Origin of the sequence: Streptomyces sp. NPDC048751 (genome assembly GCF_043198595.1) — a bacterium.
GTDB lineage: Bacteria > Actinomycetota > Actinomycetes > Streptomycetales > Streptomycetaceae > Streptomyces.
On the sequence record NZ_JBICUX010000009.1, the window covers coordinates 446,313 to 464,804 of the forward strand.

Below are 18,492 nucleotides of genomic sequence, written 5' to 3' on the forward strand. Positions count from 1 at the left end.
GCGAACGATGTACGCGACCGCGTTCACGACCAGAGGAGGGGCGAGCGTCATGGCCGCCGCGAAGACGAAGCAGAACCCCATTCCGTCCGTGTGGGCCCGCACCCGGCGCGAGGCGGACCAGCCGGCCCTCAGCCGCGACGCGATCGTCCGGGAGGCGATCGTGATGCTGGACGCCGAGGGTATCGAGGCGCTGAGCATGCGCAAGCTGGGCGCCCGCCTGAACGCGGGCGCCACCTCGCTCTACCGGCATGTCGCGACCAAGGACGAGCTGATGGAGCTCGCCGTGGACGAGGTCGCCGCCGAGATCCACGTCCCGGACGCGGACAGCCCCGACTGGCGTGCCGCCGTCGGCGAGGCCGCGCACTCCTTCCGCGCGACGGCGCTGCGGCACCCTTGGCTGTCCTCGGTGCTCGGACAGGCGGGCCTCGCCTATCTCGGCCCCAACCTGATGTCGTTCTCCGAGCGGCTGGCCGCCCTGTTCACGGCGGCGGGCTTCCCGGAGCCGAGCCGGGCGATCGACGCCGTGCTGTCGTACGTCATCGGCATGAGCACCACGGAGGCGGCCTGGCTCACCACGGTCGCCCGGTCCGGCGAGAGCGAGGCGGACTTCATCGCACGCCTGCTGCCCGCCGCCCAGGAAGCGGCAGCCGCCCACGACCACCTCTCGGGCGCCTACACCGATGCCGCCGCCGCGAGCGCCGACCCGGTCGCCCTGCGCGACGACAAGTTCGCGGGCGCCCTGGAGATCGTCCTGGACGGGCTGTCCCTGCGGCTGTCGCGCTGAGGGGAGCGGGAGGCCCGGCGGGGGTCGGGGCAGGCGCGGGGCGCACGGTGCCGCCGTGCACACCACGGCGATTTCAGGACGGGTACGGCGGCGATGTCAGGCCGCGTACGGCCGCCGGTCCTTCGCCTCCCTCAAGGCCAGCCCCCACCACACGAGTTGGTCCAGCATGGTCTTCGCGGCCGCGTCCGGGCCGGAGGGGTCGCGCAGGCGGCCCTCGTCGTCGAAGGACGCGCCCGCGTTGTGGAAGGAGACGGTGTCGCGGACCGTGACGGCGTGCAGTTCGGCGAAGACCTGCCGCAGGTGTTCGGCCGCGCGCAGGCCGCCGGCCATACCGCCGTAGGAGACGAGCCCGACGGGCTTGGCCTGCCATTCGGCGAAGTGCCAGTCGACGAGGTTCTTCAGGCCGGCCGGGTAGGAGTGGTTGTACTCGGGGGTCAGCACGATGAACGCGTCCGCCTCCGCGAGCTTCGGCGTGACGGTCCGCAGGGCCTCGGTCGCCTCGGCGGAGCGGGCGAAGGTGGTCGGCAGGTCGATCTCGGCGACGTCCACCACCTGGACGACGATGTCGTCACGCCTGCGGACGCGGTCGAGGAGCCAGTTCGCGACCACCGGGCCGAAGCGGCCGTGGCGGTTGCTGCCGACGACGAGGGTGACGTTCAGGGGCGCGGGAGCGGTGTCTGTGTTCATGCGCCACAGCCTGGTACCTCAACCGTTGTTGAGGTCAAGCCGTGGCCCAGGGAAGGCCGGTCACCCATTCACACGCCCCCGGTCCCATTTCCGCAGCCCGTCCGACGCACGGCGGTGACCTGCTGAAACGGCGGCGGGCCCCAGCCGCCCTGACACCCGTTCACCGTATTCCTGACGCCTCCTCAGGAAGCGGGCTCGCCCCGGTGCCCCTTACCTCGGAAGGGCAGGGCAACCGAGAGCTCGAGGGAGCACCCATGCGACGTACCGTCCGGCTGCTGACCGGTACCGCGCTCGCCGTCGCCACGGCCGGCGCGATCGCCGCGCCCGCGTACGGCGGTGACACCGGTGGCCTGGAGGTGTTCCCCTACACGGTGGTGCCGGGCGGCGACGTCACGGTGAACACGGCCGCCTGCGGCGACGGCGGTACGGCGACCGGTGACGCCAGCGCGGTGGGCGCGGGACACTTCACGCTCGCGCCGACCACGCACGAGGGTGAGGCGATCGGGCGGTTCCGGGTGCCGCCGAGCGCGCAGCAGGGGACGTACGAGATCGACGTGACCTGCGCCGAGAGCGAGGAGGGCGTCACCGGTGACCTGGTGGTGACGCTGTCCTCGGAGCGCGCCCCGGTGCATCCGCGAGGAAGTGTGAAGACGGGGGTCGGTGGTGCCCTGGGCACCGACCCCGTACAGACCGCGGCCGGTGTGGCGGCTCTGGCCGTCGCCGCCGCGGGCGGTACCTGGCTCCTGCATCGCCGGGCGAGAGGCGACGGGATCTGACGGACACCCTCCGCTGTCCGTCCGCCGGTACCGCAAGCCCCTCCCCCTCCGGGTCCGACGCCCCTCGCGGCCCGGAGGGGGGTACGGGGTTCCGCCACGCAGGAGGAGGGTGCTTTTCGATGCGCGGGCTCGGCAACACCGCCATGGCGATCGTCACCGCGGTCGCCCTCTGCTCGGGTGCCTGGCTGCTGCGCAACGGTTCCGAGACGCACGCCCCGCCGCAGCCCACGGCGGCCGAGGCCCGCTCCGGGCACGCCGACCCGCGCTCGGCCCCGGCGCTGCCGCCCTCCCCGCCCGACCGCATCCGCATCCGCTCCATCGGCGTGGACGCTCCCCTGATGGGCCTGCGCCTGACGGCGGGCGGCGCCCTGGACGTCCCGCCGGCGGAGCGGAAGAACCTGGCCGGCTGGTACGAGTCCGGCACCACCCCCGGCGAGACCGGCACCGCGATCGTCGCCGGGCACGTCGACAACGCCGAGGGGCCCGCCGTCTTCTACGACCTGGGTGCCCTGAAGAAGGGCGCCGTCATCGAGGTGGACCGGCGCGACGGCGGGGTCGCGGTGTTCTCCGTGGACGCGGTCGAGGTGTACGACGCGCGGGCCTTCCCCGACGCGAAGGTGTACGGGGCGGCCCGGCGGCCGGAGCTGCGGGTGATCACCTGCGGTGGGGGTTACTCACGGAGCACCGGATATCAGGGGAACGTGGTCGTCTTCGCGCACCTCACGGGCAGCCGGTGAGCCGTTCAGCACGTTCTCCCTGCCCCACGCGCCCAGCGGCGCCAGTGCCTCGTTGAGGGCCGCCCCTCGGGGCGTCAGCGAGTACTCCACGCGCGGTGGCACCTCGTCGTACGCCTCCCGGTGGACGATGCCGTCCGCCTCCAGCTCCCGCAACTGCGCCGCCAGCACCTTCTCGGTCACCCCCCGCAGCCCGCGGCGCAGCTCGCCGAAGCGGCACGGGCGCACCGAGAGCTCCCAGAGGATGAGCACCTTCCACTTGCCGCCGATCACGTCCATCGCCGCGTCGATCCCGCAGACGTACGCTCCCGGCCGTCGTCCCACCACCATGTCCGCCCCCTCCCGCCTGGACCCTTTCCCTGCGGTAACCACCCACTCGTAAGTACGTACTTGAGCCGGCCGTTCCCCTGCGACGAGCCTAAACGGCATGTCTGACAACACGGTTACCCCTCTTGCTCCTCTGACCCTTCTCGGCACCGGCGCCATGGGCACCGCGCTCGCCCGTACCTGGCTCGCCGCCGGACATCCGCTCACCGTCTGGAACCGCACGCCGTCCCGCGCCGAGGCCCTGGCCGCCGAGGGCGCGACAGTGGCCGCCAGTGCCGCCGAGGCGGTGGCCGCGAGCCGTCTGGTGGTCACCTGTCTGCTCGACGACGATTCGGTGGGCGAGACGCTCGACGGGGTCGATCTGACCGGCCGGGACCTGGTGAACCTGACCACCGGGACGCCGGCCGACGGCCGCTCGCGCGCGGCGTGGGCCGAGGCGCGCGGGGCGCGTTTCCTGGACGGCGGCATCATGGCCGTACCGCCGATGATCGGGGCCCCTCGGAGCGGGGCGTACGTCTTCTACAGCGGGTCCGCCGAGCTCTTCGAGGAGCACCGGGAGACTCTCGCCGTCCCGGCCGGGACCACCTACGTCGGGGCGGACCCGGGGTTCGCCGCGCTGTGCGACGTGGCGCTGCTGAGCGGGATGTACGGCATGTTCGCGGGTGTCACGCACGCCTTCGCGCTGATCCGCGGGGAGGACATCGAGCCGAAGGAGTTCGCGCCGCTGCTCGTGTCCTGGCTCACGGCGATGGCCCAGTCGGCGTACGGGACCGCCGACCGGCTGCAGAGCGGTGACTACCGCACGGGCGTCGTGTCCAACCTGGCCATGCAGGTCGCCGGCAAGGCGACCCTGCTGCGCACGGCCGAGGAGCAGGGCGTCGACCCGGATCTGCTGACGCCGTTCATGACCCTGATGGAGCGCCGCCTCGCCGACGGGCACGGCGACGAGGACACGACGGGCCTGGTGGAACTGCTCGCGCCCGGAAAGGACTGAGCCGCAGGCGATCTCACAGCCCGCCCCCCACGCCTCCCGGGAACCCTCACATCCCCGCACCGGCCCCGCTGAGGGCAGCGTTCCTCGCGGGAAACAACCGTGATGCGGTCGGGAAACCTCAGCACCGCACGCTCAAGGACATGACCTCGAATACGCGTGTGGTGGTGATCGGAGCCGGCCTCGCGGGCGTACGTCTCGCCCGGCGGCTCGGTGAGCTCGGCACGCCCGCGCTGCTCGTCGGCGAGGAGGAGCACCGGCCGTACAACCGGGTCCTGCTCGCCGACGTGCTGGCCGGACGCTACAGCCCGGACGTCATCGCCCTCCCGGCGCCCGCCGCACTGACCCGCGCCCGGGTCACCGGCATCGACCGCGAGGCGCGCACCGTGGCCTGCGCGGACGGCTCGGAGATCGCATACGACACGCTGGTCCTGGCCACCGGGTCCAACCCGGTGCTCCCGCCGCTGCGCGGCCTGTTCACACCCGACCACGTCCTGCCCGAGGGCGTCCACGCGTTCCGCACGATGGACGACTGCCTGGGCCTGTCGAAGGCGGTGCGTCCGGGCGTGCGGGCGGTCGTCATCGGCGGCGGGCTGCTCGGGGTCTCGGCCGCCCGCGCGCTGGCCCAGCGCGGCGCGCAGGTCGTCCTCGCCCAGCAGGCCGAGCGCCTGATGGAGCGCCAGCTCGACCCGGCGGCCTCCAAGCTGGTCCGGCGCCACCTGAAGGACCTGGGCGTCGAGGTGCACACCGAGTGCCGGGTGCGTGACGTGCGCTGCGTCGGCGGCGCGGTCCGCTCGGTGGAGATGGCCGACGGTTACGCCCTCGACGCCGACCTCGTCGTCCTGGCCTGCGGGGTCCACCCGCGCGCAGGCATCGCCAAGGACGCCGGACTCGCCGTCCACAAGGGCGTCCTCGTCGACGACGAACTGCGCACCTCCGACCCCCACATCCGGGCCATCGGCGACTGCGCCCAGCACGAGGGCACCCTCTACGGCCTCGCCGCACCGGCGCTCGAACAGGCCGACGTCCTCGCGGAGTTGCTGGCGGGCGACACCGACGCCCGTTACACCGGTACCCGTTCCCTGACCCGGCTCACCCTCGCCGGTCAGGACTTCTTCGACCTTGCCGCGTTCGGCGAGACCGAGGCCCTCCCCGGCGACGACGTCGTGCAGCTCACCGACGCCACCCGGGGCACCTACCGCAAGGTCGTCGTCCGCGACGACCGCCTGGTCGGCGGGGTCCTCGTCGGCGAACTCGGCACCGTCGGCGCGCTCGCGCGCGCCTGGGAGGGAGCAGAGCCGCTCCCGTCCGACGGCGGCCCCCTGCTCCACCTGCTCACCAACGACGGAGGCTCCTGATGACGGCCACCCCCGGTACGAACCCCACGATCGTGCTCGTCGGCCACGGCATGGTCGGCCAGCGCTTCCTCGAAGCGCTGGCCGAGCGCGGCCTGACCGCCACGCACCGCGTGGTCGTGCTGTGCGAGGAGCCGCGTCCGGCGTACGACCGCGTGGCGCTGACCTCGTACTTCTCGGGCAAGACGCCCGAGGAACTGTCCATGACGGACATGGAGTTCATCGAGACGCACGGCATCGAGCTGTACGTCGGCGACCCCGCCGAGACGATCGACCGCGAGGCGAAGCAGGTCACCGCCAGGTCCGGCCAGGTCTTCGAGTACGAGACCCTCGTCCTCGCCACCGGCTCCTACCCGTTCGTGCCGCCGGTGCCCAACAAGGACGCCAAGGGCTGTTTCGTCTACCGCACGATCGAGGACCTCCTCGCCATCGAGGAGTACGCGAAGACCCGCACGACCGGTGCCGTGGTCGGCGGCGGTCTGCTCGGCCTGGAGGCCGCGGGCGCGCTGAAGGGTCTCGGACTCACCTCCCACATCGTGGAGTTCGCGCCGCGCCTGATGCCGGTGCAGGTCGACGAGGGCGGCGGCGCGGCGCTGCTGCGCACCATCGAGGAGATGGGTCTGAGCGTCCACACCGGTGTGGGCACGCAGGAGATCGTGGTCGACTCCGAGGGTGCCGTCACCGGCATGAAGCTCTCCGACGGTTCAGAACTCGCCACCGACCTGGTGGTGTTCTCCGCCGGTGTCCGCCCCCGCGACCAGCTCGCCCGCGACTGCGGTCTGACGGTCGGCGAGCGCGGCGGCATCACGGTCGACGAGCAGTGCCGTACGGTCTCCGACCCGCACGTGTTCGCGATCGGCGAGTGCGCGCTGGCCGCCGACGGCCGGGTGTACGGCCTGGTCGCGCCCGGTTACGAGCAGGCCGAGACGGCGGCGGCGACCATCGCCTCCGACGAGGCGGCCTTCCTGGGCGCCGACCTGTCCACCAAGCTGAAGCTGCTCGGCGTGGACGTGGCGTCCTTCGGCGACGCCCACGGCACCACCGAGGACTGCCTCGACGTCGTCTACTCCGACTCCCGCGCGGGCCTCTACAAGAAGCTGGTCATCGGCCGCGACGGCACTCTGCTCGGCGGCATCCTGGTCGGCGACGCGGACGCGTACGGCACGCTGAAGGCGTTCACCGGCTCGGTCCCGCCGGTCTCCCCCGAGTCGCTGGTGCTGCCCGCCGGCGCCGGTGAGAGCGTCCAGCTCGGCCCGTCCGCGCTGCCGGACGAGGCGGTCATCTGCTCCTGCCACAACGTCACCAAGGGCGCGATCCGCGGCGCGGTCACCGACCACCAGTGCACCACGGTGCCCGAGGTCAAGAAGTGCACCAAGGCCGGCACCGGCTGCGGCTCCTGCGTCAAGGTGCTGGGCCAGCTCGTCACCGCCGAGCTGGAGGCGTCCGGCGTCGAGGTCGACAAGGGCCTGTGCGCGTGCTTCTCGCAGACCCGCGAGGAGCTGTACGAGATCGTCCTCGCCCTGCGCATCAACACCTACCAGGACCTCCTCGACCGCTACGGCCGCGAGGACGCCCGGGGCGGCGACGGCTGCGACGTCTGCAAGCCCGCGGTCGCCTCGATCATCGCCTCCCTCGCCCCGACGATCGGCGCGAGCGGCTACGTCCTGGACGGCGAGCAGGCCGCGCTCCAGGAGACCAACGACCACTTCCTCGCCAACCTCCAGAAGAACGGCTCGTACTCGGTCGTGCCGCGCATCGCCGGCGGTGAGATCACCCCCGAGGGGCTGATCGTGATCGGCGAGATCGCCCGGGACTTCGGCCTCTACACGAAGATCACCGGCGGCCAGCGCATCGACATGTTCGGCGCGCGGGTCGAGCAGCTCCCGCTGATCTGGACCCGCCTGGTGGACGCCGGCTTCGAGTCGGGCCACGCCTACGGCAAGTCGCTGCGCACCGTGAAGTCCTGCGTGGGCCAGACCTGGTGCCGCTACGGCGTCCAGGACTCCGTGCGCATGGCGATCGACCTGGAGCTGCGCTACCGGGGCCTGCGCTCCCCGCACAAGCTCAAGTCCGCCGTCTCCGGCTGCGCCCGCGAGTGCGCCGAGGCCCAGTCGAAGGACTTCGGCGTGATCGCCACCTCCAACGGCTGGAACCTGTACGTCGGCGGCAACGGCGGCGCGACCCCGCGCCACGCGGACCTGCTCGCGCAGGACCTCACCGACGCCGAACTGATCAAGCTGATCGACCGGTTCCTGATGTTCTACATCCGCACCGCCGACCGTCTGGAGCGCACCTCCACCTGGCTGGAGCGCATCCCCGGCGGCCTGGACCACGTACGGGACGTGGTCGTGGAGGACTCCCTCGGCATCTGCGAGGAGCTGGAGTCGCTGATGACGGCCCACGTGGCGCACTACCGCGACGAGTGGGCCGAGACCATCAACGACCCGGAGAAGCTGGCCCGGTTCGTCTCCTTCGTCAACGCGCCCGACACGCCCGACCCGGTCGTCGGCTTCGTCCCCGAGCGCGACCAGATCAAGCCCGACCTGCCGCTGCTCAGCATCGGCATGCGACCCACGCACGACGTCCTGGAAGGGAGCGCCCAGCGATGACCCTGGCACCCGAGACCACCGACCTCAAGGTCCAACTCCGCCTCGACGACGACTGGTTCACGGTCTGCGACCTCAGCCAGTTGATGCCCGGCCGGGGTGTGGCCGCGCTGCTGCCCGACGGCCGCCAGGTCGCCCTGTTCCGCGACCGGGCCGGTGAGCTGTACGGCATCGACAACCGCGACCCGTTCGTCGGCGCGGCCGTCCTCTCCCGCGGCCTGACCGGCACCCACGAGGGCCGTCCCTTCGTCGCCTCGCCCCTGCTCAAGCAACGCTTCGACCTGCTGAGCGGGCAGTGCCTGGACGACGAGACGGTCAAGGTGACGGCGTACGAGGTGCGCGCCCGCTGAGACGGGCCCTCGTCCGCGGACATCAGACAGCCGGAGACCGGCGCCCGAAGCTCCAGAGCCGCGGAGCTTCGGGCGCCGGTCTCCGGCTTTCGCCCTTGGTCCTTCTTCAGCGGGTGGTGACCTCCAGCGGTCTGGACGGGCGCTGGGACGGTGGTGAGGGGGTGCCGTCTCCGCGGTCCGGGGCGGGGGCCAGGAGGATCACCGCGTCGAGGCCGCCGCGGGGCGCGGCGCGCAGCACCGCCTCGCCGCCACCGGCGTGCGCGAGGCGCTGGACGAGGGCGAGGCCCAGGCCCGTACCGCCCTTGGGGGCGTCGGGGGCGCGCCAGAAGCGGTCGAAGGCGCGGCGGCGCTGTTCCTCGGTCATGCCGGGGCCCTCGTCCATGACGTGCAGCTCGACCCGGGCGGGGCCCGACGGGCGGTGGGGGTGGACTCGGTGCGGGAAGCGGCGTTCGTGCGGGGCGGGGCGGCGCAGGTCGACGGAGACGGTGGAGCCGGGGGGCGCCACCCGCAGGGCGTTGGAGAGCAGGTTGTCCAGGATCTGCTCCACCGCTCCGGGCACCGCCAGCACCTCCCCCGCGTAGTCGCCCACCAGCACGAGCCGAACGCCGTGCTGCTCGTACAGCGGGCCCCACGCCCGGTACCGCTCCCCGCACACGCCGTCCAGGTCGACCCGCTCCCGTCGGGCGGCGCTCTCGTCGAGCCGGGCCATCGCCAGCAGCCCCTCGACCATCCGGGCCAGCCGGTCGGTCTCGGTCATCGCCGCGGTGAGGCTGCCCCGGGCGTTCAGGGCGATGTCGGACTCCAGGTTCTCCAGGCGCAGCCGCAGCGCCGCGAGGGGGGTCTTGAGCTGGTGGGAGGCCTCACCGGCGAAGGCCCGCTGGGAGGCGAGGAGGTGTTGCAGTCGGGCCGCGGTGTGGTTGAACGCGGCCGCGAGACTGCGGACCTCGGGCGGGCCCTTGGTGATGCCGACCGGGGTCGCCGTGCCGCCGTCGGCCAGCTCGCGGGTCGCGAGCTCCAGTTCGCGGATGGGACGGCCGGTCCAGCGGGCGATCGCGAAGCCCACCACGGCGACGGCGGCGAGGACCGCGAGCCCGCCGAGGATCAGCAACAGCCATACGTGCCGGACGCGTTCGACCACCATGTGGGTCGGCACGGTGATCCGGACGGCGCCCTGCTTCAGGACTCCGTGCTTCACCGGCGCCGCCACCGCGATGTACTCGACACCGCCGATCGTGGAGGTGCGCACGTCGACCGAGGAGGTGCCCCGGAGGGCGGCCGCGATACCGGGCCGGGAGGACAGGTCGTCCGACTCGGCGGCGTCCAGCCGGTGCGAGGTGGCCAGCAGCTTGCCGGAGTGGTCCACGATCAGCACCTTGCCGCCGATGCGCTCGGCGCAGTGGGCCGCCCGGCCGGGCAGGTCCTTCGCCTCGCTGCCGGCGGTGATGGACAGCGAGGCGTACGCCGACACCGACTCCGCCTCGTCCTCGGCCGCGCTGACCACCCGCTCCAGCTCGCCCCGTGAGTAGACGAAGCCCAGCGGGATCTCCAGGCAGAGCAGGACCAGGGCGGTCAGGACGAGGTAGCTGAGCAGCAGCCGACGGGTCACCGGAAGGCCGCCGGTCGACCGGACGCGGACTGCGCGGCGGGCGGCCCCGTCTGCACCGCCAGCCGGAACCCGACCCCGCGCAGGGTCTGGATCCACGCCGGGTTGCCCAACTTCCGCCGCAGCGTGGCCACATGGACGTCCAGCGTCTTGGTGGGGCCCTCGTAGTGCGGGTCCCACACCCGGTCGAGGATCTGCTGCCGCGAGTACACCGCCCCGGGGTCCTCGGTGAGCAGCGCGAGCAGCTCGAACTCCTTGGGCGTCAACGCGACGGGCGAGTCACCGACCCACACCTGCCGGGTACGGCGGTCGACCACGAGGGGGCCGGGGCCGCCACCGGCGCCGGGGGGTGGGGCCGGGGCCGGCTCGGGGGAGCGGACGGGCTCGGAGAAGCGGTTGCTCGGCTCGGAGAAGCGGTCCGACTCCGGGAAGCGGCTGCTCGGCTCCGAGAGGTGGGGGCCGGTGCCGAAGGGGTCGTTCTCGAAGTTCTGCGGGGCCGTGTAGGGCCGTTCTGCGTCAACCGGTCGGTACGAGGCGCCGGCGGGCGACTCGCCGAACGCCGCCCCGCCGGACGCCGCCCCGCCGAACCACTCACCGCCCAGACTCCGTGGGCCCGGCTCTCCGTTCCACGCCGCCCCCGCGAACTCGCCCGGGCTGCCGCCGGCGCCGGGCGCTCGTTGCGTCCGCCGGGTCACCGCCCGTACCCGAGCGACCAGCTCACGCATGCTGAATGGTTTCGCCAGATAGTCGTCGGCCCCGAGTTCGAGGCCCAGGACGCGGTCCGCCTCCTCGCCGCGCGCGCTGAGGATGATGATGGGGACGTCCGAGGTCCGGCGGATGCCGCGGCAGACGTCGATGCCGTCCACGTCCGGCAACCCGAGGTCGAGCAGGACGACGTCGCCGTACGGCCCCCTCAGCCCCTCCGTGCCGGTGCGGACGTGGTCCACCGTCAGACCGAAGTGCCCGAGGCCTTCGGTGAGAGGTTCCGCGATCGTCTCGTCGTCCTCGATGAGCAGCACTCGTACGCCCATGCGTTCCCGTCTCTCCGTGAACCAATTCCGCCGTGGAGGTGACACGTTACAAGAAAAAACTCCCGAAAACCTTCCGGACAAACTTTGTTGCATTCCTGTCCGGCTTTTAGTGTTCCCCTAACCTTCGCCTTGATCGCACTCCTCTACGGTGATGACAACCTGGTCGCGTCCCCCTCTGACCTGGTCATACACCTGCCCGGGAGGAACCGTGAAGGCATTGCTGGACCGCGCCCGCTCGTTCAAGCGACGGGTCGACTTCGAAAGCGGCGAATACCGGAAACTGGCCGAGGGACAATACCCCGAGGCATTGTTCATCACCTGCTCGGACTCACGGGTCATACCCGCGCTGATCACGGGCGCGCGGCCCGGAGAAATATTCGAGCTGCGAAACGCGGGCAATATCGTTCCGCCGCATGGCCGGCCCGGCGCCTCCGGCGAGGCGGCCACCATCGAGTACGCGCTGGAGGTGCTCGGCGTTCAGGACATCGTCGTGTGTGGCCATTCCCACTGCGGTGCGATGGGCGCCCTGAAGTCCGGCGACGACCTCTCCGCCCTGCCCGGCGTCGACGCCTGGCTGGAGCTGGCCCGCCCGAGGCTGACACCGGTCCTGGACGGTGACGTACGGGACCCCTCGCTGCCGGACGTGGCCCAGCTGAACGTCGTCAACCAGTTGGCGGTGCTGCGGAGTTACCCGGCGGCACGGCAGCGCATCGAGGAGGACCGGCTGCGACTGCACGGCTGGTACTACGAGGTGGACACCGGCCAGGTCCACGAGCTGGACGCGGACGGCCGCTTCCGGGTGCACGCGGCATGAGCGGCTCGCACAGGCGGCACGCGCGCGGCCGTTCGGGCCCCGGCGACACGGGACGCGGGGGGTGGGTGAACGACACCGGCCCCCAGCCGACGGTGCGTTCGCATCCCCCGGACGACTGGGGGGCACCGGGGCAGCACCGGACGGGCCAGGACGCGTGGTCGGACTCGTGGTCCGACTCGCGATCCGACTCACGGTCCGGCTCGTGGTCCACCCCCGCGGACCAGAACCCGTGGGCGGGCACCGCGTTCCAGGACGACTGGGGGGCACCCCCGGCCCACGAGGCGCGCGGGCCGCGTACGGACGCCGTACGGCCCGACGCTCCCTATGCGCACGATGCTCCCTATGCGTCCGACGCTCCCGACGCCCCCGCGGCCGGGAAGACGTCCCGCATGCCCAAGCTCCCCCGGGCACCCAAGGTGCCCGGGGGTGCCCCGAAGAGTGACCTGGCCACCGAGATCACGGCGTCCCTCGTCGTCTTCCTCGTCGCCCTCCCCCTGTGCATCGGCGTGGCCGTCGCCTCCGGAGTCCCACCGGAGCTCGGCATCATCTCCGGTGTGATCGGCGGTCTGGTGGTCGGCGCGGCCAGGGGCAGTACGCTCCAGGTCAGCGGCCCGGCCGCCGGGCTCGCGGCGCTCGTCTCGGAGACCGTGCTGGAGCACGGCGTGGCGATGCTCGGCGTGATCGTCCTGTTCTCGGGCATCCTGCAGATCGTCCTCGGCCTGGTCCGCTTCGGCCGGTTCTTCCAGGCCATCTCCCTGGCCGTCGTCCAGGGCATGCTGGCGGGCATCGGACTGCCGCTGATGTTCAGCCAGGCGTACCCGGTGGCCGACGCCAAGGCCCCCGGCACCCCGATCGAGAACATGGCCGGCATCCCCGGTCTGCTCGCCGACACCGTCGCCGGCCCGCAGACGATGATCGCGGCCGGCCTCGGCATCCTCACGGTCGTCCTCAGCTTCCTGTGGAAGAAGGCGCCGGGCCCGATCAAGAAGGTCCCCGCGGCCCTGGTCGCCGTGGGCATCGGCATCGCGGTCGCCGCGCTTCCCGGCGTCGAGGTGAAGACCCTCCAGGTGGGCAACCTGCTGGCCTCCGTCGACGTACCCGGCCCGGAGCAGTTCGCGGGGCTCGCCGACGGCGGCATCATCACCGCGATCCTCACCTTCACGGTGATCGCCTCGGCGGAGTCCCTGTTCACCGCGGCCGCGGTGGACCGTATGCACGACGGCCCGCGCACCCGCTACAACCCCGAACTCATCGCCCAGGGCGCCGGAAACACCGTCGCGGGCCTCCTCGGCGCGCTGCCGGTCACGGCGGTGGTGGCCCGTAGTTCGGCGAACGTCCAGGCGGGCGCCAAGACCCGGATGTCCCGCACCCTGCACGGTCTGTGGCTGCTGGCCTTCGCACTGCTGCTGCCGCAGGTCCTGGCCCTGATCCCGATCTCGGTCCTCGCGGGCGTCCTCGTGCACAGCGGCTGGAAGCTGTTCGCGCCGGAGCAGTTCCCGAAGATGTGGCGCCAGGACCGGGGCGAGTTCGCGGTCATGACGATCACCACGCTGGTCATCGTGGCGACGGCCCTGCTGGAGGGCGTCCTGGTCGGCCTCGCCGCGGGGATCGTCCTCGCCGCCCTGCGCATGTCGCAGACCGTCATCAAGCAGCACGTCGAGGAGGACACGGCGAAGGTGGTGATGGCGGGCAACGCGACGTTCCTCCGCCTCCCGCAGGTCATCGAGGCCCTGGAGGCCGCCGCCGAGTCCGGCAAGCCCCGTATCCGTCTCGACCTCACCGGTGTGACCCACCTGGACCACGCCTGCCGCAGCCAGGTCGAGGAGTTCACGGCCCAGCAGCGCGGCAAGGGCGTACGCGTGGAACTCCTGATGCCGGGCCCGGCGAAGGCGACGGCGACGGCCGCCGACGTACCCGAGCAGGAGAACGGGCCCCTGCCCCGGCGCCCGGCCACCCCGCCGGCAGACACCGGCCCGCTGCCGGGACCCACCGCCGAGTGGTTCTACCTCGACACCCGTCCCATGCCGGACGAGTACGCGGACCAGTACGTCTCGCGCTGACCAGCTCCGCGTGCGTGCCCCGCACTCTCCCCTCGGGTCACGCACGCGGTCATCGCCCGTACGTCTGCACCCTCTAGATCGGCTGCTCCACCTGACTCACACCTTGAGGGCGTCGTACGACACCCCGGTCAGGCGCTCGGAGGCGGCCCACAGGCCCCGCGCCGACCTGTCGTCCCGGGTCCAGCGGGCCCGCGGGGACGGTGCGGGTGCACCGCGCCACATGGCGACGGACGGGCCGGTGAACGAGTCGGGGCGTACGCCGGGCGCGGTCGCGGCGTACAGCAGGGGCAGCGCGCCGGCCTCCGCGGGCTGGGCGACGATCTTGTTGCCGATCTCCACCAGCCGCTCGGCGACCCGGCGCCCTTCGGCCCGCACCCCGGCCGTCTGGAGGTTCGTGGCCGCGTACCCGGGGTGGGCGGCGGCCGCGACCACGTCCGCCCCGGACGCGTCCAGCCTGCGCGCCAGCTCGTGCGTGAAGAGCAGGTTGGCGGTCTTGGACCGGCCGTAGGCGATCCAACGCCGGTAGCGACGCTCGCTGTTGAGGTCGCGCGGGTCCAGGTTGGCGACCAGGTGCATCATGCTGGACACGGTCACGACGCGGGCGCCGGGCGTGCCGAGCAACGCGGGCAGCAGCAGTCCGGTCAGGGCGAAGTGCCCCAGGTGGTTGACCCCGAACTGGGTCTCGAAGCCGTCGGCGGTCGTCCCGTACGGCAGCGCCATCACCCCGGCGTTGTTGACGAGCAGGTCGATCCGCTCGTACGGCAGCGAGGCCGCGAACTCCCGTACGGAGGCGAGGTCTCCGAGTTCCAGCGCCCGCAACTCCACCTCGGCACCGGGCACTTCCGCCGCGATCCGCTCGACCGCGGCCCTGCCCCGCGCCGCACTGCGGCAGGCGAGCACCACTCTGGCCCCCTTGCGGGCCAACTCCCGTGCGGTGACGTACCCGAGGCCACTGTTGGCTCCGGTGACGACGGCGGTACGCCCGCTCTGGTCGGGGATGTCGTGCGTGTTCCAGCCGGCCATGGCGGAACTCCCTTCGCTGCCGTCGACCTACGCCGCACCCGTCCGTCACGGCGCGGCCCCGGGGCGGCCACTCCGCCCCTCTCCAGCGTTGCACAGCGCGCGACCACGCCTTCTCCCGGGACGGCAGCCGCCGGTACTTCTCCAGCCGGCGGGGCACCAGCGGGAGCTCCCACCGTCGCCGCCGGTGACACGCCTCTGTACGCGGGTGATCCCGGCTACGACCGCCATCTCGACCGGGACGGGGACGGCGTCGCCTGCGAGTGACGTGCGGGTCGGCTCACTGGGTCAGCGACTCCAGGCCCCGGCTCCGGGCGGCCTGGTCCGTGGTGCCCGCCGGGGTCGACGAGGTCGTGCCACGGCCCAGCAGGACCAGGAGGAGGCCGAGGGTGCAGGCGATGGCCGGCCAGTACACGTAGCGGTAGTTCGTCGCCGGCATGATCGGCAGGTAGCCGAGGACGTAGGCCGCCGAGCTGATCCCCAGCGCACGGACGGGCATCGCGAACGTGCCCCTGCCCGGGCGGACGGCGAGCACGAGCGCGAGGGTGAGCCAGAACCAGCCCCGGAAGAGCGGCCGTAGGTCCGCGACCGCGCCGTTGACGTAGGTGTCGAGCGCTTCCTCGAGCCGGGCGTGTGTCACCTCGAGCCCGAGGTCGTTGCCGCTGACGCCCGGGTGGTACGGATAGCCGGTCTGGAAGAGGAGTCTCGTGAACAGCAGCAGCCGGTACTGGAGATAGCCGGGGACGTGGCCGCTCATCTCGCGCAGCCACAGGGACGTGATCTGGCCGGAGTCCCCGACCAGTCCGTCCGCCGGGCGGTCGTAGCAGGTCCAGTAGGCGTCGGACAGGGAATGGATGCGGGCGCACTTCCGCGCCGCCACCACGAGGCGGTCGCGAAGGTCCGGTGACACGTCGGCCGACCGCAGTTCCTTGACGGTCAGCACGTGGACCAGGTCGTCGAGCATGATCTGCGCGCCCTGCTTCGTCTGTACGGGCCGTGCGATCCCGGAGATGGCGACGGCGGGCACGACGAGGGCGACCACGAGTGCCGCCGTGGCCAGGGTCCACACCCGGCGCCCGGGCCGGGGCCACCAGGCGAGGACGAGCATGGCGAACACCGGGATCGCGGCGAAGAACGCGTTCTTGCGCACCAACATCGCGTAGGCGAGGAAGAGGACCCCCACCCCGAAGAGGCCCCACCGCAGCGCCCGGCGAGTACGGCGGCCCCTCAGCCGCAGCCCGACGAACGCGACCGCGGTGGCGGCGAGAAGCGCGAACGCCGTGTGGACGTCCTTCCACACCACCCCGACGAACGTCAGGACCTGGGGGGTCAGCCCGACTCCGAGGACGGCGAGCGAACCGGAACGGCGGGCGGTCAGCTCCCAGACGCACCAGGCCGTCACCCCGAGCGCCGTCCAGAAGACGACGGACTGCAGGACGGCCATGGACGCGGCCGACCCGGTCACGGCGAGGAGCGCACGCCACACCAGGCTCAGAACGGGCGGATGCCAGTCGGTCAGCGGCTTCCTCCCCATCGCCTGCCGGAGCTGGTCGAGGCTGTCGGGGCTCATGTACCCGGGGGCGAAGACGACGGTCGTGGCCAGGCAACATGCTGCGGCGATGACGCACAGCACCCAACTCCACCGCACATGCCCCATATGCACCATGTGCCGGATGCTAACAGGGCGTCACAAGGACACGAAGACATAGCGCCGATAGGTGACGAAGCGGAACACCGTGGCGAGCACCCAGCCGAAGACGCGGGCGACGTTGTCACTCAGGGCCGAGTCGAGCCCGAGCAGATATCTCGCCAGGAAGACCGTACCGGCCGTGACGGCGACGCCGACGACGTTCACGAAGAGGAACAGGGCCAGCTCCTGGGCCAGGTTCTCGCGATGCCGCCGGCGATAGGTCCAGTAGCGGTTCCCGGCCCAGCTGAAGAGCGTCGCGGCAGCCGTGGCGACCACGGACGCCAGGACGGGCGCAGCCCCCATCACCCCGCCACCCGCACCGCCGGGCAGTCCGAAGACCAGCAGGTTGTAGCCGCCGTTGTCCACCACGAAGGCCAGCGCCCCGACGATCCCGAACTTGGCGGCCTCACGCCAGACGGCCCGGACGGCGTCACGCATACGGAGCGTCAGAAGCGCTAGGACCGACACGAAGCCGAGCGTAACGACACGGCGCGCCCTCACGTACGAAACGCGCCCATAACGCATCATTTCATTTCATATAGGCGCGTGACCGGCCAAGAAGCGAAGGAGGGGCGGAGTGGCCGTGAGACCGACGATCGCTTGTGTCGTGCCGTGCCACAACGAGGAGGCGGCCGTCGGCAAGGTGGTGTGCGACCTGAGGGCGGCGCTGCCCGAGGCCGACATCTACGTCTACGACAACGCCTCGACCGACCGCACGGTGGAGGTCGCCCGCGAGGCGGGTGCGATCGTGCGGCAGGAGCCGCGCAAGGGGAAGGGCAATGTCATCCGGCGCGCCTTCGCGGACGTTGACGCCGACGCGGTGCTCATCGTCGACGGTGACGACACCTACGACGTGTCACGGGCGCGGGAGCTCGTGGACCTGCTCTTCGAGGGGCCCTACGACCAGGTCGTCGGCGCCCGGCGCGAGACGGTCAGCGGTGCCTACCGGGCGGGGCACGCCGTCGGCAACAGGCTGCTCACCGGGGCGGTGCGGTCGCTGTTCGGCAATGACGTGACCGACATGCTGAGCGGCTACCGGGTCCTGTCCCGACGCTTCGTCAAATCCTTCCCGGCGCTGTCCCGCGAGTTCGAGACGGAGACGGAGATGACCGTCCACGCGCTCCATCTGCGGCTCCCCACGGCAGAGGTGCCGGTGGACTACCGGGTCCGCCCCGACGGAAGCGAAAGCAAGCTGCGCACCTACCGGGACGGCTGGCGCATCCTCCGCCTCATCCTCAACATGGCGCGCCGCGAGCGGCCCTCCCTCGTCCACACCGTGATCGCGGGTCTGCTCGCCCTCGCCTCCCTCATCCTCGGCATCCCCGTCATCACCGACTTCATCGAGACGGGCACGGTGCCCCGCTTCCCGACGGCCATCCTGGCCGCCGCGATCATGACCATCGCGACGCTCGTGCTGCTCGTGGGCTACATCCTCGAGTCCCTCACGTACATGCGCCAGGAGCAGTCCCGCCTGGCGCACCTCGCCCTTCCGGCCCCCCACCGCCCGCCCCAGCAGCCCGCCACCGCCCCCGTGCCGCTAGTGCCGTGACCGGAAAGGTTTGCCGGGAAGCTCGCGGCGTCCGGTGCGGTGCATCGCAAGGCGGAGCATCGCCCGTGTACTGGATGTACTCGGGTGATGCGACAACGCGGCGGTGGGGGCCCCT

18 protein-coding genes are annotated in these 18,492 nt (G+C 72.0%); 11 read left to right on the forward strand and 7 right to left on the reverse strand.

Annotated features, from left to right (window positions below):
* The first annotated feature begins 49 nt into the window (after window positions 1–49).
* Entirely contained in the window at window positions 50–784 is a 735-nt protein-coding gene (locus ACGFNV_RS29330) for a TetR/AcrR family transcriptional regulator C-terminal domain-containing protein (RefSeq protein WP_393626319.1), read from the forward strand.
* Window positions 785–880: 96 nt separating this feature from the next.
* Here ACGFNV_RS29330 and ACGFNV_RS29335 read toward each other — a convergent pair whose 3' ends face one another.
* The gene (locus ACGFNV_RS29335) at window positions 881–1,471 is read right to left on the reverse strand and encodes an NADPH-dependent FMN reductase (protein WP_393626321.1); all 591 of its coding nucleotides are present in this window, start codon (window positions 1,469–1,471) and stop codon (window positions 881–883) included.
* A gap of 254 nt (window positions 1,472–1,725) precedes the next feature.
* Between ACGFNV_RS29335 and ACGFNV_RS29340 the strand changes: the two genes are divergently transcribed.
* Both ACGFNV_RS29340 and ACGFNV_RS29345 read left to right on the forward strand, forming a co-directional pair.
* Window positions 1,726–2,247, forward strand: coding sequence for a hypothetical protein (locus ACGFNV_RS29340; RefSeq protein WP_393626322.1), 522 nt, complete (start codon window positions 1,726–1,728; stop codon window positions 2,245–2,247).
* A 119-nt stretch (window positions 2,248–2,366) separates the two neighbouring features.
* Window positions 2,367–2,984 carry a class F sortase gene (locus tag ACGFNV_RS29345; RefSeq protein WP_393626324.1) on the forward strand — a complete coding sequence of 206 codons (618 nt, stop codon included), beginning with the start codon at window positions 2,367–2,369 and terminating at the stop codon, window positions 2,982–2,984.
* On the opposite strand, the gene ACGFNV_RS29350 is transcribed toward ACGFNV_RS29345, so the two are convergent.
* Window positions 2,922–3,311, reverse strand: a complete 390-nt coding sequence (locus tag ACGFNV_RS29350) for a winged helix-turn-helix transcriptional regulator (protein ID WP_393626326.1) — start codon at window positions 3,309–3,311, stop codon at window positions 2,922–2,924. The two genes, ACGFNV_RS29345 and ACGFNV_RS29350, sit on opposite strands and share 63 nt — an antisense overlap.
* A gap of 97 nt (window positions 3,312–3,408) precedes the next feature.
* Here ACGFNV_RS29350 and ACGFNV_RS29355 point away from each other — a divergent pair, with 97 nt between their 5' ends.
* From ACGFNV_RS29355 to nirD, 4 genes are all read left to right on the forward strand, one after another.
* On the forward strand, window positions 3,409–4,302 hold the full coding sequence (locus tag ACGFNV_RS29355; RefSeq protein WP_393626328.1) for an NAD(P)-dependent oxidoreductase: 894 nt from the start codon (window positions 3,409–3,411) through the stop codon (window positions 4,300–4,302).
* 140 nt (window positions 4,303–4,442) lie between these two features.
* Window positions 4,443–5,657 (forward strand): NAD(P)/FAD-dependent oxidoreductase, encoded by a 1,215-nt coding sequence (locus tag ACGFNV_RS29360; RefSeq protein ID WP_393626329.1) that lies wholly within the window; start codon window positions 4,443–4,445, stop codon window positions 5,655–5,657.
* A complete protein-coding gene (gene nirB, locus ACGFNV_RS29365; RefSeq protein ID WP_393626330.1) occupies window positions 5,657–8,263 on the forward strand; it encodes a nitrite reductase large subunit NirB in 2,607 nt (868 codons plus the stop codon). The genes ACGFNV_RS29360 and nirB overlap by 1 nt, the downstream gene beginning before the upstream one ends.
* Entirely contained in the window at window positions 8,260–8,610 is a 351-nt protein-coding gene (gene nirD / locus ACGFNV_RS29370; protein ID WP_393626332.1) for a nitrite reductase small subunit NirD, read from the forward strand. The genes nirB and nirD overlap by 4 nt, the downstream gene beginning before the upstream one ends.
* A gap of 106 nt (window positions 8,611–8,716) precedes the next feature.
* Here nirD and ACGFNV_RS29375 read toward each other — a convergent pair whose 3' ends face one another.
* Together ACGFNV_RS29375 and ACGFNV_RS29380 are read right to left on the reverse strand one after the other, a co-directional pair.
* A complete protein-coding gene (locus ACGFNV_RS29375) occupies window positions 8,717–10,216 on the reverse strand; it encodes a sensor histidine kinase (protein ID WP_393626334.1) in 1,500 nt (499 codons plus the stop codon).
* Complete coding sequence (locus ACGFNV_RS29380; protein WP_393626336.1) at window positions 10,213–11,244, reverse strand: response regulator transcription factor; 1,032 nt, start codon at window positions 11,242–11,244, stop codon at window positions 10,213–10,215. The genes ACGFNV_RS29375 and ACGFNV_RS29380 overlap by 4 nt, the downstream gene beginning before the upstream one ends.
* Before the next feature lie 208 nt (window positions 11,245–11,452).
* Here ACGFNV_RS29380 and ACGFNV_RS29385 point away from each other — a divergent pair, with 208 nt between their 5' ends.
* Complete coding sequence (locus ACGFNV_RS29385) at window positions 11,453–12,058, forward strand: carbonic anhydrase (RefSeq protein ID WP_393626338.1); 606 nt, start codon at window positions 11,453–11,455, stop codon at window positions 12,056–12,058.
* A gap of 389 nt (window positions 12,059–12,447) precedes the next feature.
* Window positions 12,448–14,118 (forward strand): SulP family inorganic anion transporter, encoded by a 1,671-nt coding sequence (locus ACGFNV_RS29390; protein ID WP_393626424.1) that lies wholly within the window; start codon window positions 12,448–12,450, stop codon window positions 14,116–14,118.
* Between the two features lie 96 nt (window positions 14,119–14,214).
* Here ACGFNV_RS29390 and ACGFNV_RS29395 read toward each other — a convergent pair whose 3' ends face one another.
* Entirely contained in the window at window positions 14,215–15,141 is a 927-nt protein-coding gene (locus tag ACGFNV_RS29395) for an oxidoreductase (protein WP_393626339.1), read from the reverse strand.
* Here ACGFNV_RS29395 and ACGFNV_RS29400 point away from each other — a divergent pair.
* On the forward strand, window positions 15,121–15,405 hold the full coding sequence (locus ACGFNV_RS29400) for an excalibur calcium-binding domain-containing protein (protein WP_393626341.1): 285 nt from the start codon (window positions 15,121–15,123) through the stop codon (window positions 15,403–15,405). The two genes, ACGFNV_RS29395 and ACGFNV_RS29400, sit on opposite strands and share 21 nt — an antisense overlap.
* A gap of 13 nt (window positions 15,406–15,418) precedes the next feature.
* Here the strand turns inward: ACGFNV_RS29400 and ACGFNV_RS29405 are convergent, their stop codons facing one another.
* Entirely contained in the window at window positions 15,419–16,804 is a 1,386-nt protein-coding gene (locus ACGFNV_RS29405; RefSeq protein WP_393626343.1) for a hypothetical protein, read from the reverse strand.
* 21 nt (window positions 16,805–16,825) lie between these two features.
* Window positions 16,826–17,266 (reverse strand): GtrA family protein, encoded by a 441-nt coding sequence (locus ACGFNV_RS29410; protein ID WP_393626344.1) that lies wholly within the window; start codon window positions 17,264–17,266, stop codon window positions 16,826–16,828.
* Window positions 17,267–17,405: 139 nt separating this feature from the next.
* Here ACGFNV_RS29410 and ACGFNV_RS29415 point away from each other — a divergent pair, with 139 nt between their 5' ends.
* Entirely contained in the window at window positions 17,406–18,377 is a 972-nt protein-coding gene (locus ACGFNV_RS29415; protein WP_393626346.1) for a glycosyltransferase family 2 protein, read from the forward strand.
* The last annotated feature ends 115 nt before the right edge of the window (window positions 18,378–18,492 follow it).

Excerpts from the sequence above, each read along its gene's own strand:
- ACGFNV_RS29335 (WP_393626321.1), bottom strand. The coding sequence starts at position 1,471 with ATGAACACAGACACCGCTCCCGCGCCCCTGAACGTCACCCTCGTCGTC.
- ACGFNV_RS29395 (WP_393626339.1), bottom strand. The coding sequence starts at position 15,141 with ATGGCCGGCTGGAACACGCACGACATCCCCGACCAGAGCGGGCGTACC.
- ACGFNV_RS29410 (WP_393626344.1), bottom strand. The coding sequence starts at position 17,266 with ATGCGTGACGCCGTCCGGGCCGTCTGGCGTGAGGCCGCCAAGTTCGGG.
- ACGFNV_RS29360 (WP_393626329.1), top strand. The coding sequence starts at position 4,443 with ATGACCTCGAATACGCGTGTGGTGGTGATCGGAGCCGGCCTCGCGGGC.
- nirD (WP_393626332.1), top strand. The coding sequence starts at position 8,260 with ATGACCCTGGCACCCGAGACCACCGACCTCAAGGTCCAACTCCGCCTC.
- nirB (WP_393626330.1), top strand. The coding sequence starts at position 5,657 with ATGACGGCCACCCCCGGTACGAACCCCACGATCGTGCTCGTCGGCCAC.
- ACGFNV_RS29350 (WP_393626326.1), bottom strand. The coding sequence starts at position 3,311 with ATGGTGGTGGGACGACGGCCGGGAGCGTACGTCTGCGGGATCGACGCG.
- ACGFNV_RS29380 (WP_393626336.1), bottom strand. The coding sequence starts at position 11,244 with ATGGGCGTACGAGTGCTGCTCATCGAGGACGACGAGACGATCGCGGAA.
- ACGFNV_RS29390 (WP_393626424.1), top strand. The coding sequence starts at position 12,448 with ATGCCCAAGCTCCCCCGGGCACCCAAGGTGCCCGGGGGTGCCCCGAAG.
- ACGFNV_RS29340 (WP_393626322.1), top strand. The coding sequence starts at position 1,726 with ATGCGACGTACCGTCCGGCTGCTGACCGGTACCGCGCTCGCCGTCGCC.
- ACGFNV_RS29355 (WP_393626328.1), top strand. The coding sequence starts at position 3,409 with ATGTCTGACAACACGGTTACCCCTCTTGCTCCTCTGACCCTTCTCGGC.
- ACGFNV_RS29330 (WP_393626319.1), top strand. The coding sequence starts at position 50 with ATGGCCGCCGCGAAGACGAAGCAGAACCCCATTCCGTCCGTGTGGGCC.
- ACGFNV_RS29405 (WP_393626343.1), bottom strand. The coding sequence starts at position 16,804 with ATGGTGCATATGGGGCATGTGCGGTGGAGTTGGGTGCTGTGCGTCATC.
- ACGFNV_RS29345 (WP_393626324.1), top strand. The coding sequence starts at position 2,367 with ATGCGCGGGCTCGGCAACACCGCCATGGCGATCGTCACCGCGGTCGCC.